This window comes from Eupransor demetentiae (assembly GCF_963930865.1).
GTDB classification, from domain to species: Bacteria; Bacillota; Bacilli; order Lactobacillales; family Lactobacillaceae; genus Eupransor; species Eupransor demetentiae.
In genome coordinates, this window is record NZ_CAWVOH010000001.1 from 387,984 (window position 1) to 412,694 (window position 24,711).

Below are 24,711 nucleotides of genomic sequence, written 5' to 3' on the forward strand. Positions count from 1 at the left end.
ATGACATTACGCCAACTCTTAAACATTGATCCCACCAACCCCAAGCCTTTAATTGCGGTGCCCATGACTTTGGGACCCAGCGATAAGTTCGGCCCCTTTGCCCAAGCCTTGGACGAACAAAATCCTGATTTAGTTGAATGGCGGGCTGACTACATCGTCGATGCCTTCAGTCAAGACGTCATTTGGCAAGAAGTTAAAGCCGGTGCCCAAGCCGAAGTTCAAGCTAAGGAAGTCTCAACCTTAACGCAAGCAAAGTTGATGTCCGAGCTCGATACGGCCCGGGCCGAGTTCCTAGAAAACTGGCCATTGATGCAAGTCCAAATCGTCAAGGAATTGGTTGCCAACGCCTTTCAAACGGTTAATAACCGGCCCTTGATTTTGACCTACCGTTCTAAGGCTCAGGGGGGCATGGGGGAGTTAGACGAACCTGCCATCGCTTCTTTCTTAGTAACGGCCCTCAAAGCCGGTTTTCACTTTGCCGCCGTCGACTTGGAAGACAGCATGGATGAAGGCCTTAAGGCAAAGGTCATTGAGGCCGCTGAAAAGGTGAAGACGCCCGTCATTTTGTCCTATCACGACTGGCAAAATACGCCGAAAGATTTGGCTGATATCGTTAAGAAAATGAGTCAAGAAGCCGTTCAGGTTTTGAAACTGGCAGTCATGCCTGAAAATGAAAAGGATGTCGACTTTGTCCTTGAAACCTGCCAGCAAATGAATCAGCAAGTTGACCAAGACTTAATTATGATTGCCATGGGAGGCCTTGGGGAACGTAGTCGCATCGAAGGCTATCGCTATGGTTCGCAGTTAACTTTTGCCTCACTTGGTAAAAAGTACGAATCAGCCAGTGGCCAGCTTACGGTCAAAGATTTATTACGTGCCTGGTCCTAATGTGTTACAATATTTTTGACCAACTGGGTAGTATCTATCTACCTACCCGCCATCTTTCGAGGTGGTGTTTTTTTATACAAAAAGGCCCAATAGATATACGAACAAACGTTCCCATATATGCTATAATTTGACTAGCAAACAAGTTAAGACGGTGGCTATCCGGGAACGGGGGGTGGTGTCGATGGTAATCAACTATTAGCACAAATTCTGGGAAAGGAGATGCCTGTGTGTCCGTAGCGGACGCCATACAGCTGATGCTGGCATTTGGGACCTTTGTCCTGACCTTGCTAGCTTTGGTTGTTGAGCTGATCAAAAACAGCAATAAAAAATAACCCTCTTAGCTTTGCAGAGCTGAGGGTTATTTACTATCAAATAATTAAGGCCAGCCACCGTTTCACGGGTTTGCTAGAAGGTCGCAGTCACCGCTGCGACCTTTTCTATTACCCATTATAACACATCCAAGCGTTTTTCAAATCGGCTTTCAGTTATTCTGGCCTAAATAGCTGTTTAAGCCCTGTTTGATGTCTTTGGCAACCTTTTGCTGGTAGGAAGATTGGCGGATGTATCGGAAGTCCTTCTTGCTGTTAATAAAGCCTAATTCGAGCAAGACAGCGGGGCGGCTAACGTCCTTGATAACCAAGTAAGGCATCGTTTCATAACCGCGATTTTCCAAAGGCAAATTGTTCAAAGACTTGTTCATCGCTTTAACCAGGCCTAATGAATTGTGGTTGTAGTAATACTGAGAAATCCCACTAGCGGAGTTATTCTTATCCGATGAATCAAAGTGGAAGGAAATCTGGGCGTCAGCCTGGTATTTTTCGGCCGAGCGGGGAATGTAGAGTAGCGGCACAACCTTGTCACTATCACGAACCATGATGACTCGGGCCCCCGTTTCTTCCAGTGCATCTCGGGTTGCTCGTGCTGTTGCCAAAGTATAGGTTTTTTCGTAATGCTTACGATCAATGGAGAGGGCACCGGTATCGGAACCACCATGGCCAGGATCCAAAACGATGGTGGCTTCGGACAAGCGGGTGGGGGTCTTTAAGGTGGTGTTATTGGCTACCCAGGAAGCAATCCAGCCGACCTGGTCATCGCTACCACGGCGGACCTTCCACCAACCATGATCCTTTTGTAGAACCGTTAACTTGGTGCCGGATTTTAACTTAGTAATTTCGTGGGCGGTCATTTTAGGGCCTTCCCGGAGGGGTACCAAATTAGGTCGGGTTGTTAGTTGGTTCTGGTTCAGCAAGGAAGTAATTAAAACCATGGTTAACAATATGAAGCTAGCGGCAAGGATAATGCCGATGCGATTGTTTTTAATCCAGGGATTTTTCACGCAAATACCTATCGAGTCTTTTCTTATCAATCATTTTATCATGAAAAAACAAGAAACCGCATTCAAATCGCTTGCTTAGGCAGCATTTTACCCTGCTTCCCGGTATAATAAGGACTATGAAACAATTTCGAGTTGAACATTTAAAAAGTATTTACGGCGAAAAGACTTTATTTGACGATATTTCTTTTCTAATTAATGAAGGCGACCGGGTTGGTCTCATTGGCGTTAATGGTTCAGGTAAAACCACCCTGCTAAATGCCATTTCCGGTGACCAGCCGGCCGATTCGGGCCAGATTACTAAGCCCAACGATTATCAGATTGGCTACTTGAAGCAGAATCCAGACTTGGACCCCGAGGCTTTGGTCATGGATGCCATTTATGCTGGGGAACAACCGGTTTTCCAAACCATTCGCTATTACCAACGCGTCCTGGACCGCTACACGCAGCATCCAGATGACGGACAGGCTAGCCAGGATTTGCAAAAGGCTCAAGACGCCATGGACCGCGATGATGCTTGGACCCTGGAATCCCAGATTCGTGCCATCTTGACCCAGTTACATATGCCGGATTTAAACCGCAAGGTGAAAGAGCTTTCTGGTGGACAAAAGAAGCGAGTGGGTTTGGCGCAAGTTTTGATTCAAAATCCTGATTTGTTGATTTTGGACGAGCCAACTAACCACTTGGATTTTGATTCAATTGCCTGGTTGGAGAAGTATTTGAACTCTTACAAGGGTGCTATTTTGACAGTAACCCACGACCGTTATTTTCTGGATTCCGTGACGAACCGGATTTTCGAACTATCCTTTGGCTCCCTTTACGAATATTCTGGAAACTACCAGGACTATGTTGCCGCTAAAGCAGAGCGCATTGAACAAGACAAGTTAGCCGAACACAAGCGTCAAAAGCTCTATCAGCAAGAATTAACTTGGATGAAAAAGTCGGCCCGTGCTCGTACAACTAAGCAAAAGGGCCGTGAAAACGCCTTTGCCAAGTTGGAAGAAAGCTTAGGCCAGGTCAAAGAAGACGATAGCCTGCAAGTTAATTTGGGCCAAAAGCGCTTGGGTAAAAAGGTGATTGAGCTCAAGGATGCTTCACTTCAATTTGGCGACCGTCAGATTTTAAAGGACTTTAACCTCTTGGTTGGGCCAGGCGAACGAATCGGAATTACCGGACAAAATGGGGCGGGAAAATCCTCATTCTTGAATGTGATTGCCGGCCGTTTGCCTTTGACATCGGGAACAATCGAAATCGGAGAAACGGTTAAGCTGGGCTATTACACTCAGGTAACGGAACCCATCCCCGATGACAAGCGGGTCATTGAATACTTAACCGATGTGGCCAGCAAAATCACCGACTGTGATGGCCATGAAATTTCCGTAACGGACTTGCTCGAACAGTTCCTTTTCCCGCCTTTTATGCACGGTACTTTAATTCGGAAACTGTCGGGTGGTGAGAAACGCCGTTTGTATCTATTAAAGCTTTTGTTGGAAGAACCTAATGTGCTTCTGCTGGATGAGCCTACTAACGACCTAGACATTGACACCTTAACGGTCTTGGAGGATTTCTTGACTCGTTTTGCGGGGACCGTTTTGACGGTTTCCCACGATCGTTACTTCTTGGATAAGGTGGCCCGCCAGCTTTATATTTTCCAAGGGGATGCCAAGATTACTCGCTTTGATGGCCATTTTTCCGACTACCTCGATAGCCAGTTAAATCCTGAACCTAAACCTGTTGCTAAAACAGCAAGCAAGTCAAAGGCCACTAACAAGACTGAAAAGCCCAAGAAGCTGACCTACATGGAGAAAAAAGAGTGGGCGGTTATTGAAGATGAGATTGCTCAGTTGGAAAACCGTACCCAGCAGCTTTCCGACCAGATGGCAGCTGAGGGAAGCGACTACCAAAAAGTTGCGGAACTCCAAACTGAAATGGAAGCCGTCGAACAAGAACTCAGCGACAAGATGGACCGTTGGGCCTACCTAAGCGAAATTGTTGAGCAGGAATCATAAGAAAAAGCTTGTGACCTTCGTAAGATTGAGTACGGAGGTTTCAAATGAATTTAAGAACATTTTTACTCGCAATCGCTCATACAGCTGGCATCGGCAAAGTCCGTGCCAATCGAGTTTTAGAAGCAGTTTCGCACCGCTATGCCCCAGATATTTATCCCTGGTCTTGGGATACGCTGACCCACGTTTTAGAGCTTGAGCCCAGGGCGCGTGATTATCAGCAATTAGAGAGTGCTTACCAAGAAGGTTTGCTGCTGGCGCAGCACTTTAAGGGTAAGTTTTTAACCTATTTTGATGAGCAATATCCGGCGGCTTTGAAAGAGATTTACCAGCCACCCTTGGTGCTATTTTACGAAGGGCGTTTGGATGCTTTGCGTTTACCGCCGATTGCCATTGTGGGGACACGAACGGCAACACCTTATGCTTTGAGCGTGCTGCGGGACTTCTTACCCGCCTTAGTTAAGGAAGGGATTGGCATTGTTTCCGGCTTGGCCCGTGGCGTGGACGTCATGGCTCACCAGCTCACTTTTGGCCAGGGTGGGGTACCAATTGCCGTTGTCGGCACAGGACTAGATGTTGCATATCTCGGCCACCATCACCAGCTGCAAAAGCAAATTGGCCAACAAGGTTTGCTGCTGTCTGAATATCCACCCAAAACTGGTCCTCGCCGCCATCATTTTCCGGATCGGAACCGTATTATTGCAGGATTATCCCTGGGAACCCTGGTGGTCGAGGCTAAGGAACATTCTGGTAGTTTAATTACGGCCAATCTTGCCCTACAAGCTAATCGCCAGGTCTTAGCTGTACCGGGATCGATTTTTTCAACCGAATCAACGGGGACTAACCAGCTGATTCAAGCGGGCGCTTTGCCAGTTTTTCATGCCAGTGATATTATTGAGGCAATTAAAGCCCAAATTATTGTGAAGGAAGTAATCTAAGCTATGTATTTCAAGCGTTTTGTTCAGCTCTTTGTGGTCTTTTTAATTACGATTAGTATTTCAGAAGCCTTGGCAGCACTCTTTCATGTGCAGGCCTTGGGCTGGCGGATCCTTTTCATTACCATCGTTGGCTACATCTGCTTAACCATTCCTTTGACCATCATGACGGTCATGAAGAATCGCAAGAAGTTTGCCCAAGCCAAGTCAGGGGACAATAGTTCCAAGTTCCGCCAGGCAATGGAAGAATTACCTAATTTGGTGGCGCTTGCCACTGCTAATACTGCTGGACAAATGTCTGACAACATTATTACCTATAAGCTATCCAGGACTGAGGACAACGTTTTGTACATGGTTTCGGACTGGAAGGCTACTCGTGTAAAGAACTTACAGGCTAATTCGAATGCAGCCTTCACGACTTGGTTTGATGCCGATAAGGGCCTTCGCGTTCATTCCAACCAGCTCCATGCCCAGGTTTTGGACGCTAGCGAAAATGAACGGGAAATCAAGGCCCACCCCGAACTACTCGATTTGTCGGCCAATGCGCAGAATCAAGCCATCATCAAGCTTGAGCTTCAGTCAGCAGTCATTGAATCCTTCCAGGGGGCTCCCGAAGTGATTTCATGGTAAAACAATCGTTACGGCGATTGTTTTTTGACTTTCTGCAGAATTTTTTCTACTATATTAAATTGTATTTTTATTAAGCTTTAATGGGCTGTGCTATAATGCCCCTATAATCAGAAATGTGAGGACTAGTTCTTGGTAGCTACAAAAACTCCAAAAAAGACAACGAAGAAAAAGACTTCAAAGACGCGTAACCAGAAGAAGCTGGTTATCGTGGAGAGTCCTTCCAAGGCTAAAACCATCGAAAAGTATTTAGGTAGCACCTACAAAGTGGTTGCTAGTATCGGCCACGTGCGTGATTTGCCAAAGTCAACCTTAGGGGTTGATGTCGATGATGATTACAAGCCAAAATACATAAATATTCGCGGTAAGGGTCCGGTTATTAAGGACTTACGCAAGGCTGCTAAGAACGCCAAAACTGTCTATCTCGCGAGCGATCCGGATCGTGAAGGAGAGGCGATTGCCTGGCACTTGCAGCATATTTTGGAATTGAACCCTGAAGATGCTAACCGCGTAGTCTTTAACGAAATCACGAAGGATACGGTTAAGAACGCTTTTAAAACACCACGCCAAATTAACCAAGATTTGGTTGATGCCCAGCAGGCTCGTCGTATCATTGACCGCTTAGTGGGTTATTCGATCTCACCAATTCTTTGGAAGACCGTTAAGCGTGGCCTTTCAGCCGGTCGTGTCCAGTCCGTTGCTTTGGGTTTGATTATTGCGCGTGAACGCGAAATCCAAGCCTTCCAGCCAGAAGAATACTGGACGATTGATTCCGACTTCAAGAAGGGCCGTTCAAAATTCCAATCAAGCTTCTACGGCTTCGACGGTAAGAAGCAGGCTTTGCCAGACAATGAGTCTGTTCAAAAAGTGATGGCTCGCTTAGACAAGGATGCGCCTTTTAACATTACTAAAGTGACGGCCAAGGAGCGTAAGCGTCAGCCTCAGGCTCCTTTTACGACCTCAACTATGCAGCAGACGGCCAACACGCAGTTGAAGTTCCGAACGCGTAAAACCATGATGACTGCACAGCAGCTTTACGAAGGAGTCAACCTGGGTAAAGGTTTGGGCCAAGTTGGATTGATTACCTATATGCGTACCGATTCAACCCGTCTTTCATCAACGGCTAAAAACGCTGCGGCGCACTTTATTCACGATACTTGGGGTGAGGAATACTCTCGCCACAAGCCTATTCAACGAGCTTTGCAAGAAGGGGCCCAAGATGCCCACGAAGCCATTCGCCCGACGGATGTTAACCGCACACCAGATAGCATTAAGGATAAACTGACTCCTGATCAATTTAAGCTTTATTCACTGATTTGGTCACGCTTTGTGGCTTCATTGATGACTCCTGAAGTGCTGGATACCATGGCAGTCACGATTGAGCAAAATGGGGTTTTGTTCCACGCTAATGGTTCAAAGACGAAGTTCCCTGGATTTACAAAGGCCTATCCCGCTGCTAAGCAAAAGGATAATGCTTTGCCTGATTTGGCTGAAGGGGATCAAGTTTCTTTGGCGAAAACGAATCCGGAACAGCACTTTACCATGCCACCAGCCCGTTATTCTGAAGCCGCTTTGATTAAGGCTTTGGAAGAAAACGGAGTCGGTCGTCCATCAACTTATGCACCAACGCTGGATACCATCCAACGTCGTAACTATGTTCGTTTGGATGCCCGCAAATTCGTGCCCACTGAACTAGGTGAAATTGTTCAAAATATCGTGGAAGAAAAGTTCCCAGATATCACCAACACCAAGTTCACAGCCCAAGTCGAACATGAACTGGATGAAATTGAAGTGGGGGATGAACAGTGGGTACCCGTTGTTGATTCCTTCTATAAGCCATTTTCTAAGGAAGTTGATTCCGCCGAAAAGACTTTGGAAAAGATTACCATGCATGACGAATTGGCGGGTCAGGACTGTGAAGTCTGTGGTGCTCCAATGGTTATTAAAATGGGCCGTTACGGCAAATTCTACGCTTGTTCACGTTTCCCAGATTGCCGCAATACCAAGGCCATCGTGCAAGAAATCGGCTTGACCTGCCCCAAGTGTAAGAAGGGTCAAGTTGTTGAACGCAAGACCAAACGAGGTCGTAAGTTCTACGGCTGCTCACGTTACCCAGAATGTGACTTTGTAACTTGGGACAAGCCAACTGAAAAGACTTTGGCAGATGGGACCAACCCTGACCAAGATAAAAAGGGCAAGAAGAAGGCCAAAAGCTAATTCAGGTCGATGACGGAAGGATTTTTTTATGAAAGATTATGATAAAAGAGCGCAGGGCCAAAAGCATCTGCGCCGTAATCGCTTTTATATTTTTCTACTGACCCTCGCCATCATTGGTGTGGGCGCTTTAGTGATTTTTAAATACACTGAGGTATCGAATCCTCTTCCTCGTCGGACTGAAAGTAGCAGTAGCGAATCAAAGTCAGAAAAGAACCATAAAAACCACGCAAAGAAGTCTGAAAAGGCCAATCATTCGTCTAGCTCGACTAGTTCGAATTCTTCGTCTTCTTCATCCAGTGCGGCCGATACGGCTGCTGCCGAACAAGCCTTGAAGGGCAAGACTTTGGCTGAAGCCATTGCATGGGCCCAGGCGCATGGTAAGAGCTATACTTATCAGTCAACGGGTAGCTTGAGCGACAACAACATTGTGACTTCCGTGACAGACAATGGCAGCAGTTTGAACATTATTGTTGCCCCTGCAAATGGTAGTGCGACAAGTTCGTCAAGTGCTTCCTCGGCGCCTTCTTCGTCCTCTTCATCATCAGCAAAGGTTAGCTCTTTTAATGACCTCCGCTAAGCTTTTGACAATTGCAGGTTCTGATAGTCTTGCCGGCGGTGGTTTGCAATCGGATTTGGCAACTTTTTCGGAGCTAAATGTTTTCGGGCTAGCAGCTGTTACTGCTGTCGTTAGCATTGGCAAGGATGAAGTGCAGACCGATGCTTTGCCAGTCGAATTTTTAAAGCACCAATTAGCTTCGATTGGGCATGTCGAGGATTTGGCGGCCATTAAGGTTGGTTTTTTAGCCGATTTAGAGCAAGCGGAGGTCGTTGCAGAATTTCTGCAAGCTCATCCCAATTTACCCATCGTCTTGGATCCGGTTTTAAGTTTAAAAGAGGGTTCTTTGGCCGAAAATGAGCGCTTGCTGGATTTTTATCGCCAGCATTTGTTACCAGGAGTAACGGTTATTACGCCTAATGTTGGGGAACTAGCACTCCTAGCCAATCAAGCAGTGGGGGACTATGGCCAAGCCCAACGAGCAGCGAAACAGCTAATGGCCACTGCTGGTCCAGCAATCTGGTTGACCATTGGCGAGCGTTTTAAAAGGGCTTTTCCTGAAGATTTATTTTTATCTGAATCAAGTACGGTTGCCTTTGGGCAGGACAAGCTCTCGGAACCAATTTATAATAATGGTGCCGGTTGTACTTTTTCAGCAGCTTTAGCCGTGAACTTAGCCAAGGGCATGCCAGTTTTAAAAGCTGGTATTATTGCTCAAGACTTTGTTCATGCGGCAATTCGCAAAGGGGTTCCCCTTGGCGCTTATTATGCCGGCGGGTCAGTTTGGCCAGCTGGTCATCGTTTCAATTAGGCTAAACTAAGCAGCAAGACTTCGGATAAGCCTTGCTGCTTTTTTACTGGAGATTCACATGCAAAGCATTCAGCTTAAGAAAAATGAACAAATTATTCAGCAACTAGAAGCAAAGTTTGATCAATACGAAGAGGGCTTTTATTTTGCCAGTTCGGATAATCGAACGGTGCTCTATGCCTTTGAAGCCACCCAAAGCTGGCATAATTGGCCGACCGATTTTGACTCGGCGGAGCTGATTGTTGGTGGGCAAGCCTTCCAAAACTTCACTGGAAATGACACGGTAATGTCATCATTTTGGTTTGCGCCACGAATTTGGGCTGAATTTAAGGCCGAGACGATATCCTTGCACGTTCCTGAAGAATTTGATTGGCAAGAATGGTTAAGCAACGTTTCGACCACAGTCGAAAAAAGTGCAAATTCCATTGTGGCAGTTGACGATGAATCCGACTGGATTAAGCGAGTCGAAGTTCTAATTCAAAAACTAAATCATGATCAAAACCTAGATAAGGTTGTTTTTGGCCGACAGCGGCAAATTGTTTTGTCAAAGCCACTGGAATCAAGTTCTTTGTGGCAGCCATTGTCAGCTTACACATCCAATTACAGGATTGTTTTAAAGAATAAACAGCGTTATTTTGTCTCGGTTACACCGGAACGGCTTTTAAAGGTTGATCTGACTGGTAAGCTTTATACGGCTTCCTTAGCCGGAACCGCACCACGGGGAGAAGATGAAGCTGAAGATGCTAAGCTCGGGTCCGAACTCATGCACAGCCGCAAAAACCGGCTGGAACAGGATTATGTCACGCGCACGATTCGAAAAGCCCTGGGTCCTTACGTCAAGGACTTAACGGTGCCCTTTGTACCGAAATTATTAAAGAATCGCCGGGTTCAACATCTTTATTCACCGATTACCGCACAACTTCTTGAGGGACAAAATCCTTTGAAGGTTTTGCAAAAGCTGCATCCTACACCAGCTCTAGGTGGGATTCCCCGTCAGGAAGCACTCGATTACATCAGCGAAAATGAATGCTATCCGCGCGGCCTTTTTGCGGGTCCAATCGGTTATCTTAAGTCGGATCAAGCGGGAGAATTTGCGGTTGGCATTCGCTCCATGATGGTTGCGGATAATCGGGTTCGTTTGTTCGCAGGCGCTGGAATTTTGGCTGCTTCACAAGCAGAAGCTGAATATGCTGAAACGCAAGTTAAGTTAGAAGAAATGGGTAAAATTTTGGAGGAGGCCTTGCAAAATGACTGATACTTTAACCCTTAATGGCCAGCATTTGATTCTGGCCCTTTATCAGCAGGGCGTTCGTCATTTGGTTTTATCGCCGGGTTCACGGAGCACGCCGCTTGCTTTGCTTTTTGCTGAATTTGAGCGACAGCACGACGACTTCAAACTTTATGTCGACGTGGATGAGCGTTCGGCGGCTTTCTTTGCCCTTGGTTTGATTAAGGGGACTGGAGAACCGGTTGCGTTGCTGGCGACTTCCGGAACGGCCATTTTGGAATATACGGCAGCGGTGGGAGAAGCCTCCTTGTCACACTTGCCCCTAATCATTCTATCCACGAATCGTCCCCAGGAACTGCGCGGCCTGGGCACTCCACAAACTTTGCCACAACAAACAGTTTTTTCAGACTACGTTAAAGAGCAGGTCGAGATTACTTTGCAAGATGGCGAAAAAGATGTCAGCGAATACATTGACTTCAAGCTTCAGACCCTTGTTCAAAGGGCCAAGAATCACCCTGTTGGCCCAGTTCAAGTTGAATTGCCTTTGAGGAAACCCTTAATGCCCGAAATGGGAACGACTTGGCCCGCTATACAGCCAATTCGTTTTTATCAAGGAGAAAATCAAGCCCCACAGCCAATTGAAATCGATTTAAAGGACAAGAAGGTTTTAATTTTGGCAGGTCCAGCTAAAGGCGGGCAGACTGACACGGATTTGCTAGCTTTTGCTCAAGAGCATGACTTGCCGATTTTGACGGACGTACTGAGTCGCCAGCGGGGCGAGGGTGCAATATACGGTTATGATGCCCTATTGAAGGCTAAAAACATTGACGATTCCTACCGGCCGGACCTCGTCTTACGCTTCGGAGCAACACCAGTTTCAGGTCGGATTTTGAATTGGCTGAAGGCTAATCACTGTGAAATTTGGCAAATTGGTCCGGCTACTTACTGGGATCATAGTCGTCAAAGCAGTACCTTTTTTGATATGACCGATGCAGCCTTCTTAAAGGCGGTTCGCTTCAAAAAAGCTATTCAACAGCAGGACTTTAACCAGAAATGGCAAGCGCTAGCCCAGATAAAAGCTTCTAATTCTGCAGCAAAATTAGTTCAGATACTTGACGAAGCAGTTGATGAAGAGACACCGATTTTTGTTGCCAACAGTATGGCGGTTCGCGATTTTGATAATTACTTTACCGGGCGCCATAGTCGTCTCGTTTACGCCAATCGCGGTGCCAACGGCATTGATGGGGAAGTTTCCTCAGCCATGGGATTGGCCGCAGCAAGTGGAAAAAAGACGGTATTTTTTACCGGAGATTTGACTTTCTTTCACGATTTAACCGGTCTCAATCTTGCGAAGCGCTATAATTTGCCCATCGACATTATCGTAGTTAACAACAACGGGGGTAAGATTTTCAGTCATTTGCCTCAGGCCCAGGCCGTAGATTACTTTGAAGAGGTCTTCCAAACACCGCAGGACCTTGATTTTGAAAAAATAGCCGCTGCCTTCTCCTATGATTTTCATAGGCTGGCTGCTCCCGAAGAACTAGCTGAACTATTAAACGAAGCCGCGACAAAGCCCCGTATTTTTCTTTTGGACAGTCAAGATGATTGAAAAACGTATATTAACAGTAAATGGTTATCAGTATGAATTAACTGGCTACCAGGAAAACCCCGGTCAGCAGGTTTGGTTTTGCCTACACGGCTTTATGGGCTCGGGGTCAGATTTTAAGGCTTTGGCGCGCTATTTGCCGGGAACAGTCTGGACTTTGGATTTACCCGGCTATGGCTATCACGCGCCACAAGTATCGCGGCAGCGTTTGACAATGGCTACTCAAATTGCCGACTTAAAAGCTATTTTCAAAGAGATGAACTGGCAGCAATTAAACTTGTTGGGTTACTCGATGGGTGGCCGGCTTGCTCTTGGCCTTAGTTTGGCACTATCCGACGGGGTTGTTCAAAAGCTCATCCTTGAATCCAGTACCGCTGGTATTCAGGAAGTAAAGGGTAGGGAGAGGCGGCAAATTCTGGACCGCCAACGAGCCCTTAAAATCCGACAGGATTATGAGTCCTTTGTTAAAAATTGGGAGAATCTCTCACTTTTTGCTAGTCAAAAAAGGCTGAGCTCTTCCCAGCGTAGTCGGATTCGTCAGCATCGTTTAAATCAAAATCGTGAAAACATGGCACGGTCACTGGAAATGATGGGGACGGGCTTTCAAGATAATTTTTGGCCCCGCCTAAATGAAATCACCATTCCTGTTATTCTACTTACTGGTGAACTGGATTCCAAATTTCGAGCCATTGGAGAATCGATGGTCAAGCAACTGCCCAATGCGCATCAAGTGGTCGTGCCCAATCGCGGCCACAATATTTATTTGGAAGATCCGAAAAGCTTCTGCGAGGTCTTAAAGCGTTATGTATCAGATTAAAAAAATACAGATTCTGCCGTTTGCCTTGCCCTTGCAGGACAGTTTCAATACGGCCCATAGTGCCATGGCGCTGCGCCAACTTAGTTTGCTCACCGTTGACTTCCTTGATCTAGACACTGGCCGCATCGTGTCCGGCTTTGGTGAAATTGAAGCACTCGAGACACCGGGATATGCGATGGAAACACAGGCAACTAGTCGTGAAATTATCGAATCCTATTTGGGACCGGCGCTGATCAAGCAAAGCTTCGCCCAGCCCAAAGACTTGGCTAATTTTTTAAGACAACTGACACCCTTTTATTCCTTTGCTAAAGCCGGCCTTGAACTGGCTTTTTGGGATGCCGTGGGTAAATCAACCGGTCAATCACTGGTCCAGATGCTGGGTGCGCAGCTAAATGAAGTTCCAGTGGGGATTGCCATCGGCACCCAACCTTCCTTTGACGAGCAAAAGAAAAAAGTTCAAGCGGCAATAGAAGCTGGCTACCAACGGATTAAACTCAAGTTTTCTGGCAAAAATTTCAACGCTGAGCAACTAAAAAAGCTATTACATGCTTTTCCTGAACAGCACTTTTCGATTGATGCCAATGCCTCTTTCACTTGGTCACAGGCCCAGCAACTTAATTCCTTGCCCAGCAATCTACTTTTTGTGGAGCAACCTTTTGCTGCCGGGGACTTTGTTGAACATGCTCGTTTCCAAGCCACGAGTCCGAGACCAATTTCGCTGGATGAATCGATTAATAATTTGGATGACCTTAAAACCATGGCTGCTCTGCGGGCTGGCCAGGCGCTGACCCTAAAGTGGTCCAAAATTGGTGGCTTGACCGCTGCTCTGCAGGCCATTCAATACTGCCAGGCTCATCAAATTCAACCCTGGATTTCGGGCATGTTTTCATCGGATATTGGACGAGCCGTTGATTTAGCGCTTTCGGCGACTTTGCCCAATACTTATCCGGCTGATATTTCGGCTTCCGACCGTTATTTCAAAGAAGACATTGCCGATGAAGAATTTGTTGTTGAAGGGGGAAGCATTGCAGTACCACAAATTCCAGGCCTTGGAATTCGTCCCAATCCTACCAAAGTCGAAAAATTCCAAACAGGGGACCGCATCGAAATATTTTAGGCCACAAAAAAAGCACGCCGAAGCGTGCTTTTTGATTTGTGATAATTATCCACGTCCACCTTGGAAGTTGGCGTACAAACTCATACCACCATCGACAAACATCGTCGTACCAGTGACGTACTTTGATTGGTCAGATGCCAACCAAACCGCTGCATCCGCAACATCTTCAGGATCACCAATCTTCAACATTGGAATCATTGATTGAGTCGTTGCGTATTGCTTTGGATCAGCAAACTTCTTAGCGTTGATAGGGGTGTTAATTGCACCAGGTGCGATGTTGTTGACACGAATGTTCTTAGGAGCATACTCCATGGCAATCGTTTCAGTGAACATCTTAACGCCACCCTTAGCAGTTGCGTATGAAGCAAAGGTAGGCCATGGAATCTGTTGGTGAACAGATGACATGTTAATGATGTTACCGGCTTGGTTCTTTTCCAACCAGTAGTTCAAAGCAGTCTTGGCACCCAAGAAAACACCGGTCAAGTTAATGTCGATAACCTTGTTCCAGGATTCCAAAGTAATTTCGTGAGTAGGGGCTTGAGTTTCCATACCTGCGTTGTTAACCCAAATATCCATACCACCGAAGTTCTTGATAGCGGCATCCAAAAGCTTCTTGTTGTCTTCTTCCTTAGAGATGTCGGCTTGGACGGCAACAGCTTCACCACCGTTAGCTTCGATTTCCTTAACGGCCTTATCAGCACCAGCAGCATCGCTGTTGTAGTTGATAACAACGTTCATTTGTTCCTGAGCAAAGCGAAGGGCAATTGCATTACCGATTCCCTTTGAGCCCCCAGTAATGACGGCAACTTTCTTGTTTAAATCTTTAAACATAAATCGTTCCTCCTTGGAAAATTCTTGATTCATCGATTTGCCTATATACTAGACCAATCCAAAATAGAAAGCAAATTATTTTGAATTTGCTTTGCGGTATTGCGCAGCAGTTTGCCCATAATACTGCTTAAAGACAGTGTTGAAATAAGATAAGTTGGGAATCCCAACCTTCAAACCAATTAGCGCTGTGGAAGTGTTTTCCTTCTTGAGCATCTCTTTAGCGTGGTAAAGTCGAACCTTCAATAAGTAGTTCTGAGGGGACTCACCAGATTCCTGCATAAAGGCACGATGCAAAATGCCCGGGCTAATCTGGAAATGCTCACTTAATTGGTCTAGCGTAATGCGTTGACCGTAGTGTTCGGCTAAGTAGCTTTTAATCTTGATGACCAGCTGATCGCGTCCTTCTAACAGTCCAAAGGGTTTGCAGTCAGGGCAGGGATGGAAGCCGTTCATGAGGGCTTCATCCTCGTCTTTGAAGATTTCAACATCACTTTTATTGAAATCTTTTTCATAAGTACAACTTGGCTTGCAAACTCGGCCGTCAGTATCAACGCCATAGATGAAAGTTCCATCAGCGGCCTGGTTGGAATGGATAATTGCGTCCCAACGTTTCTTCGTTAGAGAATACACGGCTAAGCCTCCTTGCGATTACTAGAATTATCGTATGATAACTCCGTAAATTTAATTCTAGCACGAATTGGTCTATTTGAGAAATATGTGATATTCTTCGCGAGAAATTGACCCGCCCTTTAACCGCACTTTACGGTAAAATAAGGACAGTATCTAACGGAAGGAAACACCATGTCTGAAGAAAATACTTCCTATGCAGAGGAAATGTTGGCGGCCATCCATTTGGGGCAATTTGACCAGGCGGACAAGCTCTTTAAAAAAGCATTGGCCCACGATAGCGATGATTTGATTTATAGTCTGGGAGAAGAGCTCTATGCCCAGGGCTTTCTCGATCAGGCAAAAGCAGCCTACCAGCATCTTTTGGATAAGTTCCCACTTGAAGGAAGCTTAAAAGTTGCCCTGGCTGATATCGCCATTGACGAAGGACAGACGGACCAAGCGCAAGAATATTTGGCCGACGTTGAGGAAGACTCACCAGCCTTTTTGCAGGCTTTGATGGTGAAAGCTGACTTGTATCAGTCGGAAGGATTGACAGAATCAGCCGAACACTGTTTGAATGAAGCCCACCGCCTGGCACCTGATGACGATGTGGTTGCCTTTGCCTTGGCTGAATTTAACTTTTCAAACGGTAATTATGCGGCCGCTATCAAGCAGTATCGGGACTTACTCTTGAAGGGACAGCGCCACATTGCTCAGGTCGATATTGTCAGCCGGATTGGAAATGCTTATGCGGCTGTCGGCAATTACGACAATGCCATTGGGTATCTCGAACAAATCAAACCGGAATTACTCGATTTGAACACGAAGTTCCAGTTGGCCTTGCTCTACTTTGAAACTGATCGTACGGATGATGCCATCGACCTATTCAAGGAAGTTTTGGAACAGGACAGCCATTACACCTCCGTTTACCCACTTTTGGGCCAGGCCTACCAGCGTGAAGGTAATGACAAGGAAGCTCGACAAACTTTCCAGTTGGGCTTGTCAATGGATCAAACCAATCCCATTCTTTACCGTCTAGCCGCTCAGGCTGCCCAAAAGGACGGCGATAAAGAAGAAGCCTTGGAAGATTACCAAGCAGCCTTGAAGTTAGATGAATTGGACCCAACGAATTATGATTTGCTGGCGAAGTTCTACCTAGACCAACACGACTTTTCAGCCGTTGTCCAACTTTTGACGGAAGCTGAAGAAAATGACATACACGATGCCCACTTTGATTGGGATTTGGCCCGGGCCTACCATGCTTTGGAAAAGGAAGACTTGGCTCAAGAACGCTGGCAGGCTGCTCAGGCAGAACTGGCAGATGATGCGGCCTTTCTCTTGGATTTGGCTGACTGGCACCATGAAATGGGTCATGTTCACCAAGAAAAGGACAACTTGCAAAAGTATGTCCAGCTAGTTCCGGACGATTTTGAAGCTCAGGAACGCTTGAATGAATTGGATTAAGACGCTAAAGGAGGGCAAAAGTGGTGAAGCTTGATCACTTTCCACCCGAGTTGGAAGAAGCTCGGCCAATTTTAAAAAAACTTGATGATGCAGGTTACGAAGCCTATTTTGTCGGCGGTTCGGTGCGGGATACCTTCTTAGGTGACCCCATCCACGATGTTGACATTGCTTCCAGTGCCTACCCGCAGGAAGTTAAAGAAGTCTTTAAAAAAACCGTGGATACCGGCATTCAACACGGCACGGTCATGGTTTTAGATCACCACATCGGCTATGAAATTACGACCTTTCGAACGGAATCGACCTACACCGATTTTCGTCGGCCGGACAAAGTCACCTTTGTGCGTAGCCTGGAAGAAGATCTGAAGCGCCGTGATTTTACCATCAATGCCTTGGCTTTACGGCAAAATGGGGAAGTCGTGGACCTGTTCAATGGCTTAGGAGACTTAAAAGCCGCCATTGTTCGAGCCGTTGGCGATCCGGTCCGCCGCTTTACGGAAGATGCGCTGCGCATTATGCGAGCCGTCCGTTTTGCCTCTCAACTGGATTTCACGATTGAGGAGCAGACCCAATTGGCCCTTAAAGAATTGGGTCACAATTTGGCCAAGATTGCGGTAGAACGCAATCGGGTTGAATTTGAAAAGCTTTTGCAAGGCCAGGCTGCTGCTAAAGGCTTAAGCTTGACCTTTGAGGCCAATCTTTTACCTTATCTACCCGGTAAAATGGATGAATGGCCAGCTGCTAATTGGCAAAAGATTCAAGCAGAGTTGGATGGTGGTCGGGCTAAAACTGAAATGGCGGCCTGGGGTATTCTAACCATTCTTTCACCAATGGCTGACAATGAAATTGAACCATTCCTGCGCCAGTGGAAGCATTCCAAGCAAATTATGCAGACCTTAGCGGCAATTGCGCCCGTTTTGCGTCAGCACGCAGCCTTGAATAAGTGGAACCTTTATCGTTTATATGCTTACAAAGAAGATTTGTTGGCCTTAACCGATTTGATTTACGGTTCGGATTCGGACTTTAAAAAGCAAATGTTGACGATATTTGCAGAACTCAGTATCCATGACCGTTCTGAGATTGCTTTGAACGGTGGTGATTTGATTAAGGCGGGTCTGGCAAAACCAGGTCCCGCCTTGGGTGAATTGATTCATCAAATTGAATTGGCCGTGGTTAATGACCAAGTTGGCAATGATGCGGATGCCATCAAGAATTGGATTCAGGAGGGACATCATGCAAACGATTAAAATGGTTTGGGCCGAAGATGACCAACATGCAATTGGTCGTGACGGTCAGCTTCCCTGGCACATTAAGGCCGACTTAGCGCTTTTTAAAAAAGAAACGGTTGGTTCCATCATGATTATGGGACGGTCAACTTGGGAAAGCATTGGGCGTCCCTTGCCCAATCGGCAAAGTGTTGTTTTAACCCGACAAAAGGACTTTAAAACCGGATTTGACCAGGTTAAAATTTTTCATTCGATGCCGGAAGTGCTAGCCTATATAAAAGGACAACAGGATATGCCCATCACGATTGCCGGTGGGGCTGCAATTTATCGTGCCTTTATGCCTTATGCAACCGATTTGGTGGTGACCAAGGTTGCTGGCCAACACGATGGGGATACCTTCGTTGATCCGATTAACACCAATGATTTCAAATTAATTAGTCGTCAAGCCCAAGTTGAGGGTGAGTATCATTATCAAATCGAGCGTTACACGCGAGTAAAGTGAGGAAGAAAATGGCAAAGATTCGTATCGTGACCGATTCAGCGGCCCGATTAACTGCAGAAGAAATGGCAAAGTACCAAATCAAAGAAGTTCCTTTGACGGTGCAAATTGATGACACGGTTTATGAAGACGGTGTCACGATTAAGCCCAAGGAATTTTTGGAAAAGATGGCAGCCAGTGAAAGCTTGCCAAAGACTTCCCAGCCATCAATCGGTGCTTTTAAGGAAGTCTATGATGCTATCCATCAAGAAGACCCTGAAGCCGAAATTTTGAGCTTACATATTTCATCTGGCCTTTCTGGAACGGTTGGCGCTGCCAATCAAGCGGGATCACTTTCAAAGGCTGAAGTTGTTGCTTTTGATACCTTGCAAGCCGACCGAGCCGAAGGTTTTGTCGTTTTGGCAGCCGCAGAAGCGGCCCAGGCCGGTAAAAACATGGACGAAGTTCTCGAAGCAGCCAAGCAGGCCCGCTCGGAATCACACATCTACTTGTCCTTCCGTAACTTGAAGAACATGGTGGCCGGTGGTCGTTTGTCAAAGACCCAAGGTTTGATTGGAAACGTTTTGAACATTAAGGTCGGAGCCAAGGTTGATGGCGAAGGTAAGGTTGACGTGGTCTTGAAGGGCCGCGGCATGAAGACAATTACCAAGTTCAATGAAGACGTCATCGAAAAGATGAAGGGTTACAAGGAAATGTTGGCTATCGGTGTTTCCCATGCCGGTATTCCCGAAGAAGCCCAGCAGTTGGCTGACGAACTGAACAAGATTTGGCCGGATATCAAGATTTTGGTATCGACTACGACGCCCATTGTTTCAACGCACACTGGTTTGGGTGCTTTGGCCATCTTGTACCGTGCCCGTTAAGCATTAAGTAAAAAGGAGCATTTAAGACGATGAAAAAGCATTCAGGATTGTGGTTCTATTTATTCTGGCTATTGATTTTAGCTATTTTTGCCGGCGGGTTGTACACGGCTTACTTGGCTTTTGCCCCAACCCAGACAGTGGCCAACACTACTCAAGTTAGTGATGATACGAGTTTTGATATCAACTTGAACCGTGAACAGGTCAACGGTTTGGCTGCCACTTATTTGAATGATACTGGTAACGGTAACTTCCACTTTAAGGTTGGCGAGGAAAACGTAACGGCTTCAGGTGCTATTAGCATCTTGGGTCAAAAGATTAATGCTGTTATGACCATGACGCCAGAAGTAACCAACGACGGTAACATTGTTTTGAAGACCAAGTCCATTTCACTGGGTAAGATTGACCTACCAACGAAGGTTGCCATGGGATACGTCAAGCAGATGTATGATGGCCCCGAATACGTTCAAATCCAACCCGATCAAGAACAAATCACGATTAACATGTCCAAGGTTTCAAAGAACAAGCGGATGAAGTTTAAGGCAAAGCAAATCGACTTGAAGGACAACCAATTCAAGTTTATCGGTGTGATTAATAATGGCTAATAACCATCGCAGCTTTTACCACTGGCTGATGACGCAACGTAATCCGGTGGCTGCAAATGAAATTCAGCAATTTGCCAACAACGCTTTTCTGGACCATTCTTTTCCTAAGCAGAGCGTTGATTTTGATGAGATTTCACATTACTTAGAAGAAAACACAGACTACCTGATGAGTATGACGACATTTGATGATGCCTGGCAGGCTTTTCAGGCAAGTTTATAGGAGTAGACCGTGGCGCAGATTATTCAATGGTTCCCCGGCCACATGGCCAAAGCCTTCCGCTTGATGGGGGAGAATTTAAAGCTAGTCGACATTGTTTTTGAGCTGATTGATGCTCGCGTGCCGGCTTCTTCGCGTAATCCCGAAGTCGATAAGTTGGTGGCTGCCAAACCTCGTCTCTTAATCATGACCAAGGCGGACTTGGCTGACCCTGAACAAACGCGGCTATGGAAGGCGCACTACCAAAAGCTCGGCTATCAAGTCCTTGTTTTGGACACGCGTAACCATAAGACGCCGCAGTTGGTTACCAAGGCTGCCCAAGCTGCCCTCGCGGACCAAATTCAAAAACAGGCTGATAAGGGCATCCATAATCAGCCGATTCGTGCCATGATTACTGGGATTCCCAATGTCGGAAAGTCGACGCTTTTGAACCATTTAGTCATGAAAAATGTTGCCCCGACGGCCAACCGCCCCGGTGTGACGAAAAAAATTGCCTGGTTGAAGACCCCAACGCATTTGGAATTGCTCGATTCGCCGGGCGTTTTGTGGCCCAAGTTTGAAGACCAAACCGTCGGTCTTAAGCTGGCCCTGACCGGTGCCGTAAAAGACACGATCTTTGCCAAGGACGATGCGGCTCTCTTTATGATTAAGTTCTTCCGTGACTTCCGCCCCCAAGCCATTCTTGACCGCTACCATTTGGCCGAGAATGCTTTTGACCAATCCGATGTCGACCTGCTTTTAGACATTACGGCTAGGTTGGGCTTTAAGGATGACTACGACAAAGCTGCTGAGCGAATGTTAAATGATTTGCGCTCGGGTAAGCTTGGTACCTACACTTTGGACCGCCTTGATGACTGACAGCATTGCGACAATTAAAGCAGCCTTGCGCGATATTCAAGCTGACGATGCCCGCCTGAAAGCCTGGCAAGACGATTCCCGTAAGGGTGTTCAGGCGCTTTTAAAGGCTTATCGGCGACGAATCGAAAAGCAAGAAAAGGCAGAAGCGGCCTACCAAAAACGTTTCGCTTATGAACGAGGGCTCTGGCAAGCTGGCTATGCCAATATTGCCGGTATTGACGAAGTTGGCCGAGGCCCTTTAGCCGGGCCCGTTGTGGCGGCTGCCGTGGTTTTACCGCATGATTTTCATGAAGTAGCGGTTAATGATTCGAAGCAGCTATCTCAAACTGAACGTGAACGTTTGGAACCCTTGATTAAAGAAGAGGCACTTGCCTACGGCCTGGGGGTTGTTTCACCAGCTCGGATTGATGAAATTAATATCTATGAAGCTAGCCGCGAAGCCATGTTGCAGGCCTTGAATGCACTTGAAGTTCGCGTTGACCATCTTTTGGTTGATGCCATGGTGGTTGAAACTGAAATTCCCCAAGAGAAGCTGATAAAGGGGGATGCCCACAGCAATAGCATTGCTGCTGCCAGTATCTTAGCCAAGGTCTACCGTGACCGCTTGATGGCTGCCTACGATCAGCAATATCCCGGGTATGGTTTTGCTCATAACGATGGTTATGGCACCGCCGAGCACCTGGCCGCTATGGCTGAAAAGGGGATTACGCCCATCCATCGCCGTTCTTTTGCCCCCGTTAAAAAGTATTGTTAAAACACAGACCTAAGAGGAAATATTATGACTGCACCCGTCCATCTTTCACCCCGACTACAGGCGGTGTCCAATTACGTGAAACCAAAGGCTAGCTTGGCTGATATCGGCTCTGATCACGCCTACTTGCCCGCTTTTTTGCTTAGCCAAAAAGTGATTTCGCACGCCATTGCGGGCGAAGTTGCTTTGGGCCCTTTGGAAAATGCCCGTCGGGAAATTGTTGCGGCTGGGCTGCAGGGGAGCTTAATTGCGCGCCAAGCCAATGGTTTGGATGCCATCACGAGTGCTGATCACGTGGATACCGTTGTCATCGCCGGAATGGGTGGACTCTTGATCGCTGACATTATGGAACGTGACTTCAAGACGCACAATCAACGCCAATTTCCCTACTTAATTTTGCAGCCGAACAACAATGAACGGGCCGTACGTAAATGGTTGATTGAGCACCACTACTGCTTGATGAGCGAAACCATTGTGCAAGAGGATGAACACTACTACGAAATTATCTACGCCGTTCCTGGTCATCAAGAACTCGATCTGCTGGATTTGAAGTACGGTCCCTATCTACGTCGCGAACGTTCTGAGGCTTTCCAGCGTAAGTGGAATGGCGAAGTTAAGCGGATTAATCTAATTTTAGGTCGTTTAGCACAGGCCGAAAAGGAAGATTCAACCCCTTACCGCCAGTGGGCTGCTGAAGTCCGTCAAATTCAAGGAGTTTTGCAAGGATGATTAAAGCGCAAGATTTGATTAACAAAATCGAAGCCTTTGCTCCTTTGAGCATTGCTGAAAAGGGCGATCCAACAGGGCTTCAGTTAGGTAATCCTGACCAAGAAATTCATCGTGTCCTGACGACGCTAGATGTCCGTCCAGAGACTGTGGCGGAAGCGATTGCGGATGGCGTGGATTTTATTTGGGCGCATCATCCCGTTATGTTTCGCCCTGCTAAGAATTTGATTTTGGATAACCCGCAAAACCAAATGTACGCTGCCTTACTTAAGCACAGCATTGTTGTTTATGCCTCCCATACCAATCTTGATGCTGCTAAGGGCGGCCTTAACGACTGGCTTTGTCAGGCCTTTGGCGTGCAAAATGCAGAGCCACTATTGCCAAATGAAGACGGGCAAACCGGTCTCGGCCGGGTCGGTACTCTAGCGCAAAGCATTTCCTTAGCTGATTATGCGCTGCAGATTAAGCAGGCCTGTCAGGTGAAGGAAGTTCGGATTATTGCCAAAGATATCCAAAAGCCCATTAAAAAAGTCGCCATTTTAGGTGGCGATGGGGGACGCTGGTGGCCGGATGCACAAAAGGCTGGTGCGGATGTCTATATTACGGCGGATTTTTACTACCACACCGGCCATGATGTTTTATCAAATGATTTTGCCGTGATTGATCCTGATCACCATATGGAGGCCATTGCTAACAAGCCGATGGCGGCGAAGGTAGTGGACTGGTTCCCTGAAATAGCCGTACAAGTCACCCAAGTCAACACGGACCCCTATCAATATCTCTAAATAAAGAAGGCATAATATGACTGTTAAAGAAGAATTGTTAAATCGTTTTTTGGGCTATGTTAAGGTCAACACGCGCTCTGATGAAAGTTCCAAAACGGTGCCCTCAAGTTCGAACCAAGTCGCTTTTTTGAAGACTCTGGGGGAAGAACTGAAGGAACTTGGCCTAAATAATGTCCGTCACGAAGAGGACGGTTACTTATTTGCTGATTTGCCTGCTAATGAAGCTGATGTAAAGGCACCTAGCTTAGGTTTCATTGCTCACATTGATACAGCTGACTTTAACAGTGAAAATATTCAACCGCAAATCGTAAAGAATTATGACGGTCATTCGGTAATCAAGCTCGGCCAAAGTGGGTATGAATTAAATCCAGCAGTTTTCCCAAGCTTGAAGAAGTATGAGAATCAAACCTTGATTACGACGGATGGTAATACGCTTTTGGGTGCCGACGATAAGGCCGGCGTGACGGAGATCGTGACTTTGGCGCTGATTATGCCTTCACGGTTGATGGGGGACCCCTCGGTGAATTGGAATGGGAAACTTTCAATGCCGCATCGGCTTCAGTTAAGATTCAAGGACAAAACGTCCACCCTGGAACTGCTAAGGGCATGATGGTCAATGCTGGCCAAGTTGCCATTGATTTTCACAACCATTTACCAGCCGATGAACGTCCTGAAAATACCGAAGGACGCCAAGGATTTTGGCATTTGGATAAAATCGCTGGCACACCTGAAGAGGCACAGCTGCACTACATTATCCGTGACCATGATCGTGAACATTTTGAAAGTCGCAAGGATAAGTTGATCCAAATTGCTGACAAAATGAATCGAGATCTCGGCGTTGATCGCATTGTCGTCGATGTGCAGGATCAGTACTACAATATGGGGGATATCCTCGAAAAGGACATGTGGCCCGTTGATTTGGCCAAGAAGGCGATGCTGGAACTCAACATCAAGCCCGTCATTGAACCCGTTCGTGGCGGAACAGATGGTTCCATCATCACTCGACTTGGCCTGCCCACACCAAATCTTTTTGCTGGTGGTGAGAACATGCACGGCCGTTACGAATACGTCTCCTTGGATGTCATGGAACAGGCTTGGCAAACCATCTTAAAGATTGTTGAACTTTCAAATCAATAAAAAAAACG

25 protein-coding genes and 1 pseudogene are annotated in these 24,711 nt (G+C 46.6%); 23 read left to right on the forward strand and 3 right to left on the reverse strand.

The genetic code is table 11. From position 1 onward, the window contains the following. Both ABSY64_RS01935 and ABSY64_RS01940 read left to right on the forward strand, forming a co-directional pair. Positions 1-888 carry a type I 3-dehydroquinate dehydratase gene (locus ABSY64_RS01935; protein WP_349641377.1) on the forward strand — a complete coding sequence of 296 codons (888 nt, stop codon included), beginning with the start codon at positions 1-3 and terminating at the stop codon, positions 886-888. A 227-nt stretch (positions 889-1,115) separates the two neighbouring features. Continuing rightward, positions 1,116-1,220: a putative holin-like toxin gene (locus ABSY64_RS01940; protein WP_434063050.1), complete on the forward strand. Its 105-nt coding sequence runs from the start codon at positions 1,116-1,118 to the stop codon at positions 1,218-1,220. A 149-nt stretch (positions 1,221-1,369) separates the two neighbouring features. Here ABSY64_RS01940 and ABSY64_RS01945 read toward each other — a convergent pair whose 3' ends face one another. Further along, entirely contained in the window at positions 1,370-2,224 is an 855-nt protein-coding gene (locus tag ABSY64_RS01945; protein WP_349641378.1) for an N-acetylmuramoyl-L-alanine amidase, read from the reverse strand. A gap of 116 nt (positions 2,225-2,340) precedes the next feature. Between ABSY64_RS01945 and ABSY64_RS01950 the strand changes: the two genes are divergently transcribed. From ABSY64_RS01950 to menC, 10 genes are all read left to right on the forward strand, one after another. Continuing rightward, positions 2,341-4,230: an ABC-F family ATP-binding cassette domain-containing protein gene (locus tag ABSY64_RS01950; protein ID WP_349641379.1), complete on the forward strand. Its 1,890-nt coding sequence runs from the start codon at positions 2,341-2,343 to the stop codon at positions 4,228-4,230. Between the two features lie 44 nt (positions 4,231-4,274). Further along, a complete protein-coding gene (gene dprA / locus ABSY64_RS01955) occupies positions 4,275-5,165 on the forward strand; it encodes a DNA-processing protein DprA (RefSeq protein WP_349641380.1) in 891 nt (296 codons plus the stop codon). A 3-nt stretch (positions 5,166-5,168) separates the two neighbouring features. Next, the gene (locus tag ABSY64_RS01960) at positions 5,169-5,792 is read left to right on the forward strand and encodes a pyridoxamine 5'-phosphate oxidase family protein (RefSeq protein ID WP_349641381.1); all 624 of its coding nucleotides are present in this window, start codon (positions 5,169-5,171) and stop codon (positions 5,790-5,792) included. A gap of 129 nt (positions 5,793-5,921) precedes the next feature. Next, positions 5,922-8,006, forward strand: coding sequence for a type I DNA topoisomerase (gene topA / locus ABSY64_RS01965; RefSeq protein ID WP_349641382.1), 2,085 nt, complete (start codon positions 5,922-5,924; stop codon positions 8,004-8,006). 28 nt (positions 8,007-8,034) lie between these two features. Continuing rightward, on the forward strand, positions 8,035-8,583 hold the full coding sequence (locus ABSY64_RS01970; protein WP_349641383.1) for a hypothetical protein: 549 nt from the start codon (positions 8,035-8,037) through the stop codon (positions 8,581-8,583). After that, a complete protein-coding gene (gene thiD / locus ABSY64_RS01975) occupies positions 8,570-9,373 on the forward strand; it encodes a bifunctional hydroxymethylpyrimidine kinase/phosphomethylpyrimidine kinase (protein ID WP_349641384.1) in 804 nt (267 codons plus the stop codon). Before ABSY64_RS01970 ends, thiD begins: the two co-directional genes overlap by 14 nt. Positions 9,374-9,431: 58 nt before the next feature. Continuing rightward, positions 9,432-10,625: an isochorismate synthase gene (locus ABSY64_RS01980; RefSeq protein WP_349641385.1), complete on the forward strand. Its 1,194-nt coding sequence runs from the start codon at positions 9,432-9,434 to the stop codon at positions 10,623-10,625. Next, complete coding sequence (gene menD, locus ABSY64_RS01985; RefSeq protein WP_349641386.1) at positions 10,618-12,207, forward strand: 2-succinyl-5-enolpyruvyl-6-hydroxy-3-cyclohexene-1-carboxylic-acid synthase; 1,590 nt, start codon at positions 10,618-10,620, stop codon at positions 12,205-12,207. Before ABSY64_RS01980 ends, menD begins: the two co-directional genes overlap by 8 nt. Next, positions 12,200-13,021, forward strand: coding sequence for a 2-succinyl-6-hydroxy-2,4-cyclohexadiene-1-carboxylate synthase (gene menH, locus ABSY64_RS01990; protein ID WP_349641387.1), 822 nt, complete (start codon positions 12,200-12,202; stop codon positions 13,019-13,021). Before menD ends, menH begins: the two co-directional genes overlap by 8 nt. Further along, positions 13,008-14,138 (forward strand): o-succinylbenzoate synthase, encoded by a 1,131-nt coding sequence (menC, locus tag ABSY64_RS01995; RefSeq protein ID WP_349641388.1) that lies wholly within the window; start codon positions 13,008-13,010, stop codon positions 14,136-14,138. Before menH ends, menC begins: the two co-directional genes overlap by 14 nt. A gap of 45 nt (positions 14,139-14,183) precedes the next feature. On the opposite strand, the gene ABSY64_RS02000 is transcribed toward menC, so the two are convergent. Both ABSY64_RS02000 and ABSY64_RS02005 read right to left on the reverse strand, forming a co-directional pair. After that, entirely contained in the window at positions 14,184-14,969 is a 786-nt protein-coding gene (locus tag ABSY64_RS02000; RefSeq protein WP_349641389.1) for a glucose-1-dehydrogenase, read from the reverse strand. Positions 14,970-15,044: 75 nt separating this feature from the next. Beyond that, positions 15,045-15,599: a helix-turn-helix domain-containing protein gene (locus ABSY64_RS02005; RefSeq protein WP_349641390.1), complete on the reverse strand. Its 555-nt coding sequence runs from the start codon at positions 15,597-15,599 to the stop codon at positions 15,045-15,047. Positions 15,600-15,770: 171 nt separating this feature from the next. Between ABSY64_RS02005 and ABSY64_RS02010 the strand changes: the two genes are divergently transcribed. The 11 genes and pseudogenes from ABSY64_RS02010 (at position 15,771) to pepT (ending at position 24,703) form a co-directional block, all read left to right on the forward strand. Continuing rightward, positions 15,771-17,042 carry a tetratricopeptide repeat protein gene (locus ABSY64_RS02010; protein ID WP_349641391.1) on the forward strand — a complete coding sequence of 424 codons (1,272 nt, stop codon included), beginning with the start codon at positions 15,771-15,773 and terminating at the stop codon, positions 17,040-17,042. A 20-nt stretch (positions 17,043-17,062) separates the two neighbouring features. Beyond that, positions 17,063-18,286, forward strand: coding sequence for a CCA tRNA nucleotidyltransferase (locus tag ABSY64_RS02015; RefSeq protein ID WP_349641392.1), 1,224 nt, complete (start codon positions 17,063-17,065; stop codon positions 18,284-18,286). Continuing rightward, positions 18,273-18,767, forward strand: a complete 495-nt coding sequence (locus ABSY64_RS02020) for a dihydrofolate reductase (RefSeq protein ID WP_349641393.1) — start codon at positions 18,273-18,275, stop codon at positions 18,765-18,767. The genes ABSY64_RS02015 and ABSY64_RS02020 overlap by 14 nt, the downstream gene beginning before the upstream one ends. A gap of 8 nt (positions 18,768-18,775) precedes the next feature. Continuing rightward, positions 18,776-19,627 (forward strand): DegV family protein, encoded by an 852-nt coding sequence (locus tag ABSY64_RS02025; RefSeq protein ID WP_349641394.1) that lies wholly within the window; start codon positions 18,776-18,778, stop codon positions 19,625-19,627. Between the two features lie 29 nt (positions 19,628-19,656). Then, complete coding sequence (locus tag ABSY64_RS02030; RefSeq protein ID WP_349641395.1) at positions 19,657-20,229, forward strand: YpmS family protein; 573 nt, start codon at positions 19,657-19,659, stop codon at positions 20,227-20,229. Further along, a complete protein-coding gene (locus ABSY64_RS02035; RefSeq protein ID WP_349641396.1) occupies positions 20,222-20,449 on the forward strand; it encodes a YozE family protein in 228 nt (75 codons plus the stop codon). The genes ABSY64_RS02030 and ABSY64_RS02035 overlap by 8 nt, the downstream gene beginning before the upstream one ends. A gap of 9 nt (positions 20,450-20,458) precedes the next feature. Further along, complete coding sequence (ylqF, locus tag ABSY64_RS02040) at positions 20,459-21,304, forward strand: ribosome biogenesis GTPase YlqF (protein ID WP_349641397.1); 846 nt, start codon at positions 20,459-20,461, stop codon at positions 21,302-21,304. Further along, positions 21,297-22,058: a ribonuclease HII gene (gene rnhB, locus ABSY64_RS02045; RefSeq protein ID WP_349641398.1), complete on the forward strand. Its 762-nt coding sequence runs from the start codon at positions 21,297-21,299 to the stop codon at positions 22,056-22,058. The genes ylqF and rnhB overlap by 8 nt, the downstream gene beginning before the upstream one ends. A gap of 24 nt (positions 22,059-22,082) precedes the next feature. Then, positions 22,083-22,784 carry a tRNA (adenine(22)-N(1))-methyltransferase gene (locus tag ABSY64_RS02050; protein WP_349641399.1) on the forward strand — a complete coding sequence of 234 codons (702 nt, stop codon included), beginning with the start codon at positions 22,083-22,085 and terminating at the stop codon, positions 22,782-22,784. Continuing rightward, entirely contained in the window at positions 22,781-23,566 is a 786-nt protein-coding gene (locus ABSY64_RS02055) for a Nif3-like dinuclear metal center hexameric protein (protein ID WP_349641400.1), read from the forward strand. The genes ABSY64_RS02050 and ABSY64_RS02055 overlap by 4 nt, the downstream gene beginning before the upstream one ends. A gap of 16 nt (positions 23,567-23,582) precedes the next feature. After that, positions 23,583-24,703, forward strand: a pseudogene (gene pepT / locus ABSY64_RS02060) (peptidase T). The last annotated feature ends 8 nt before the right edge of the window (positions 24,704-24,711 follow it).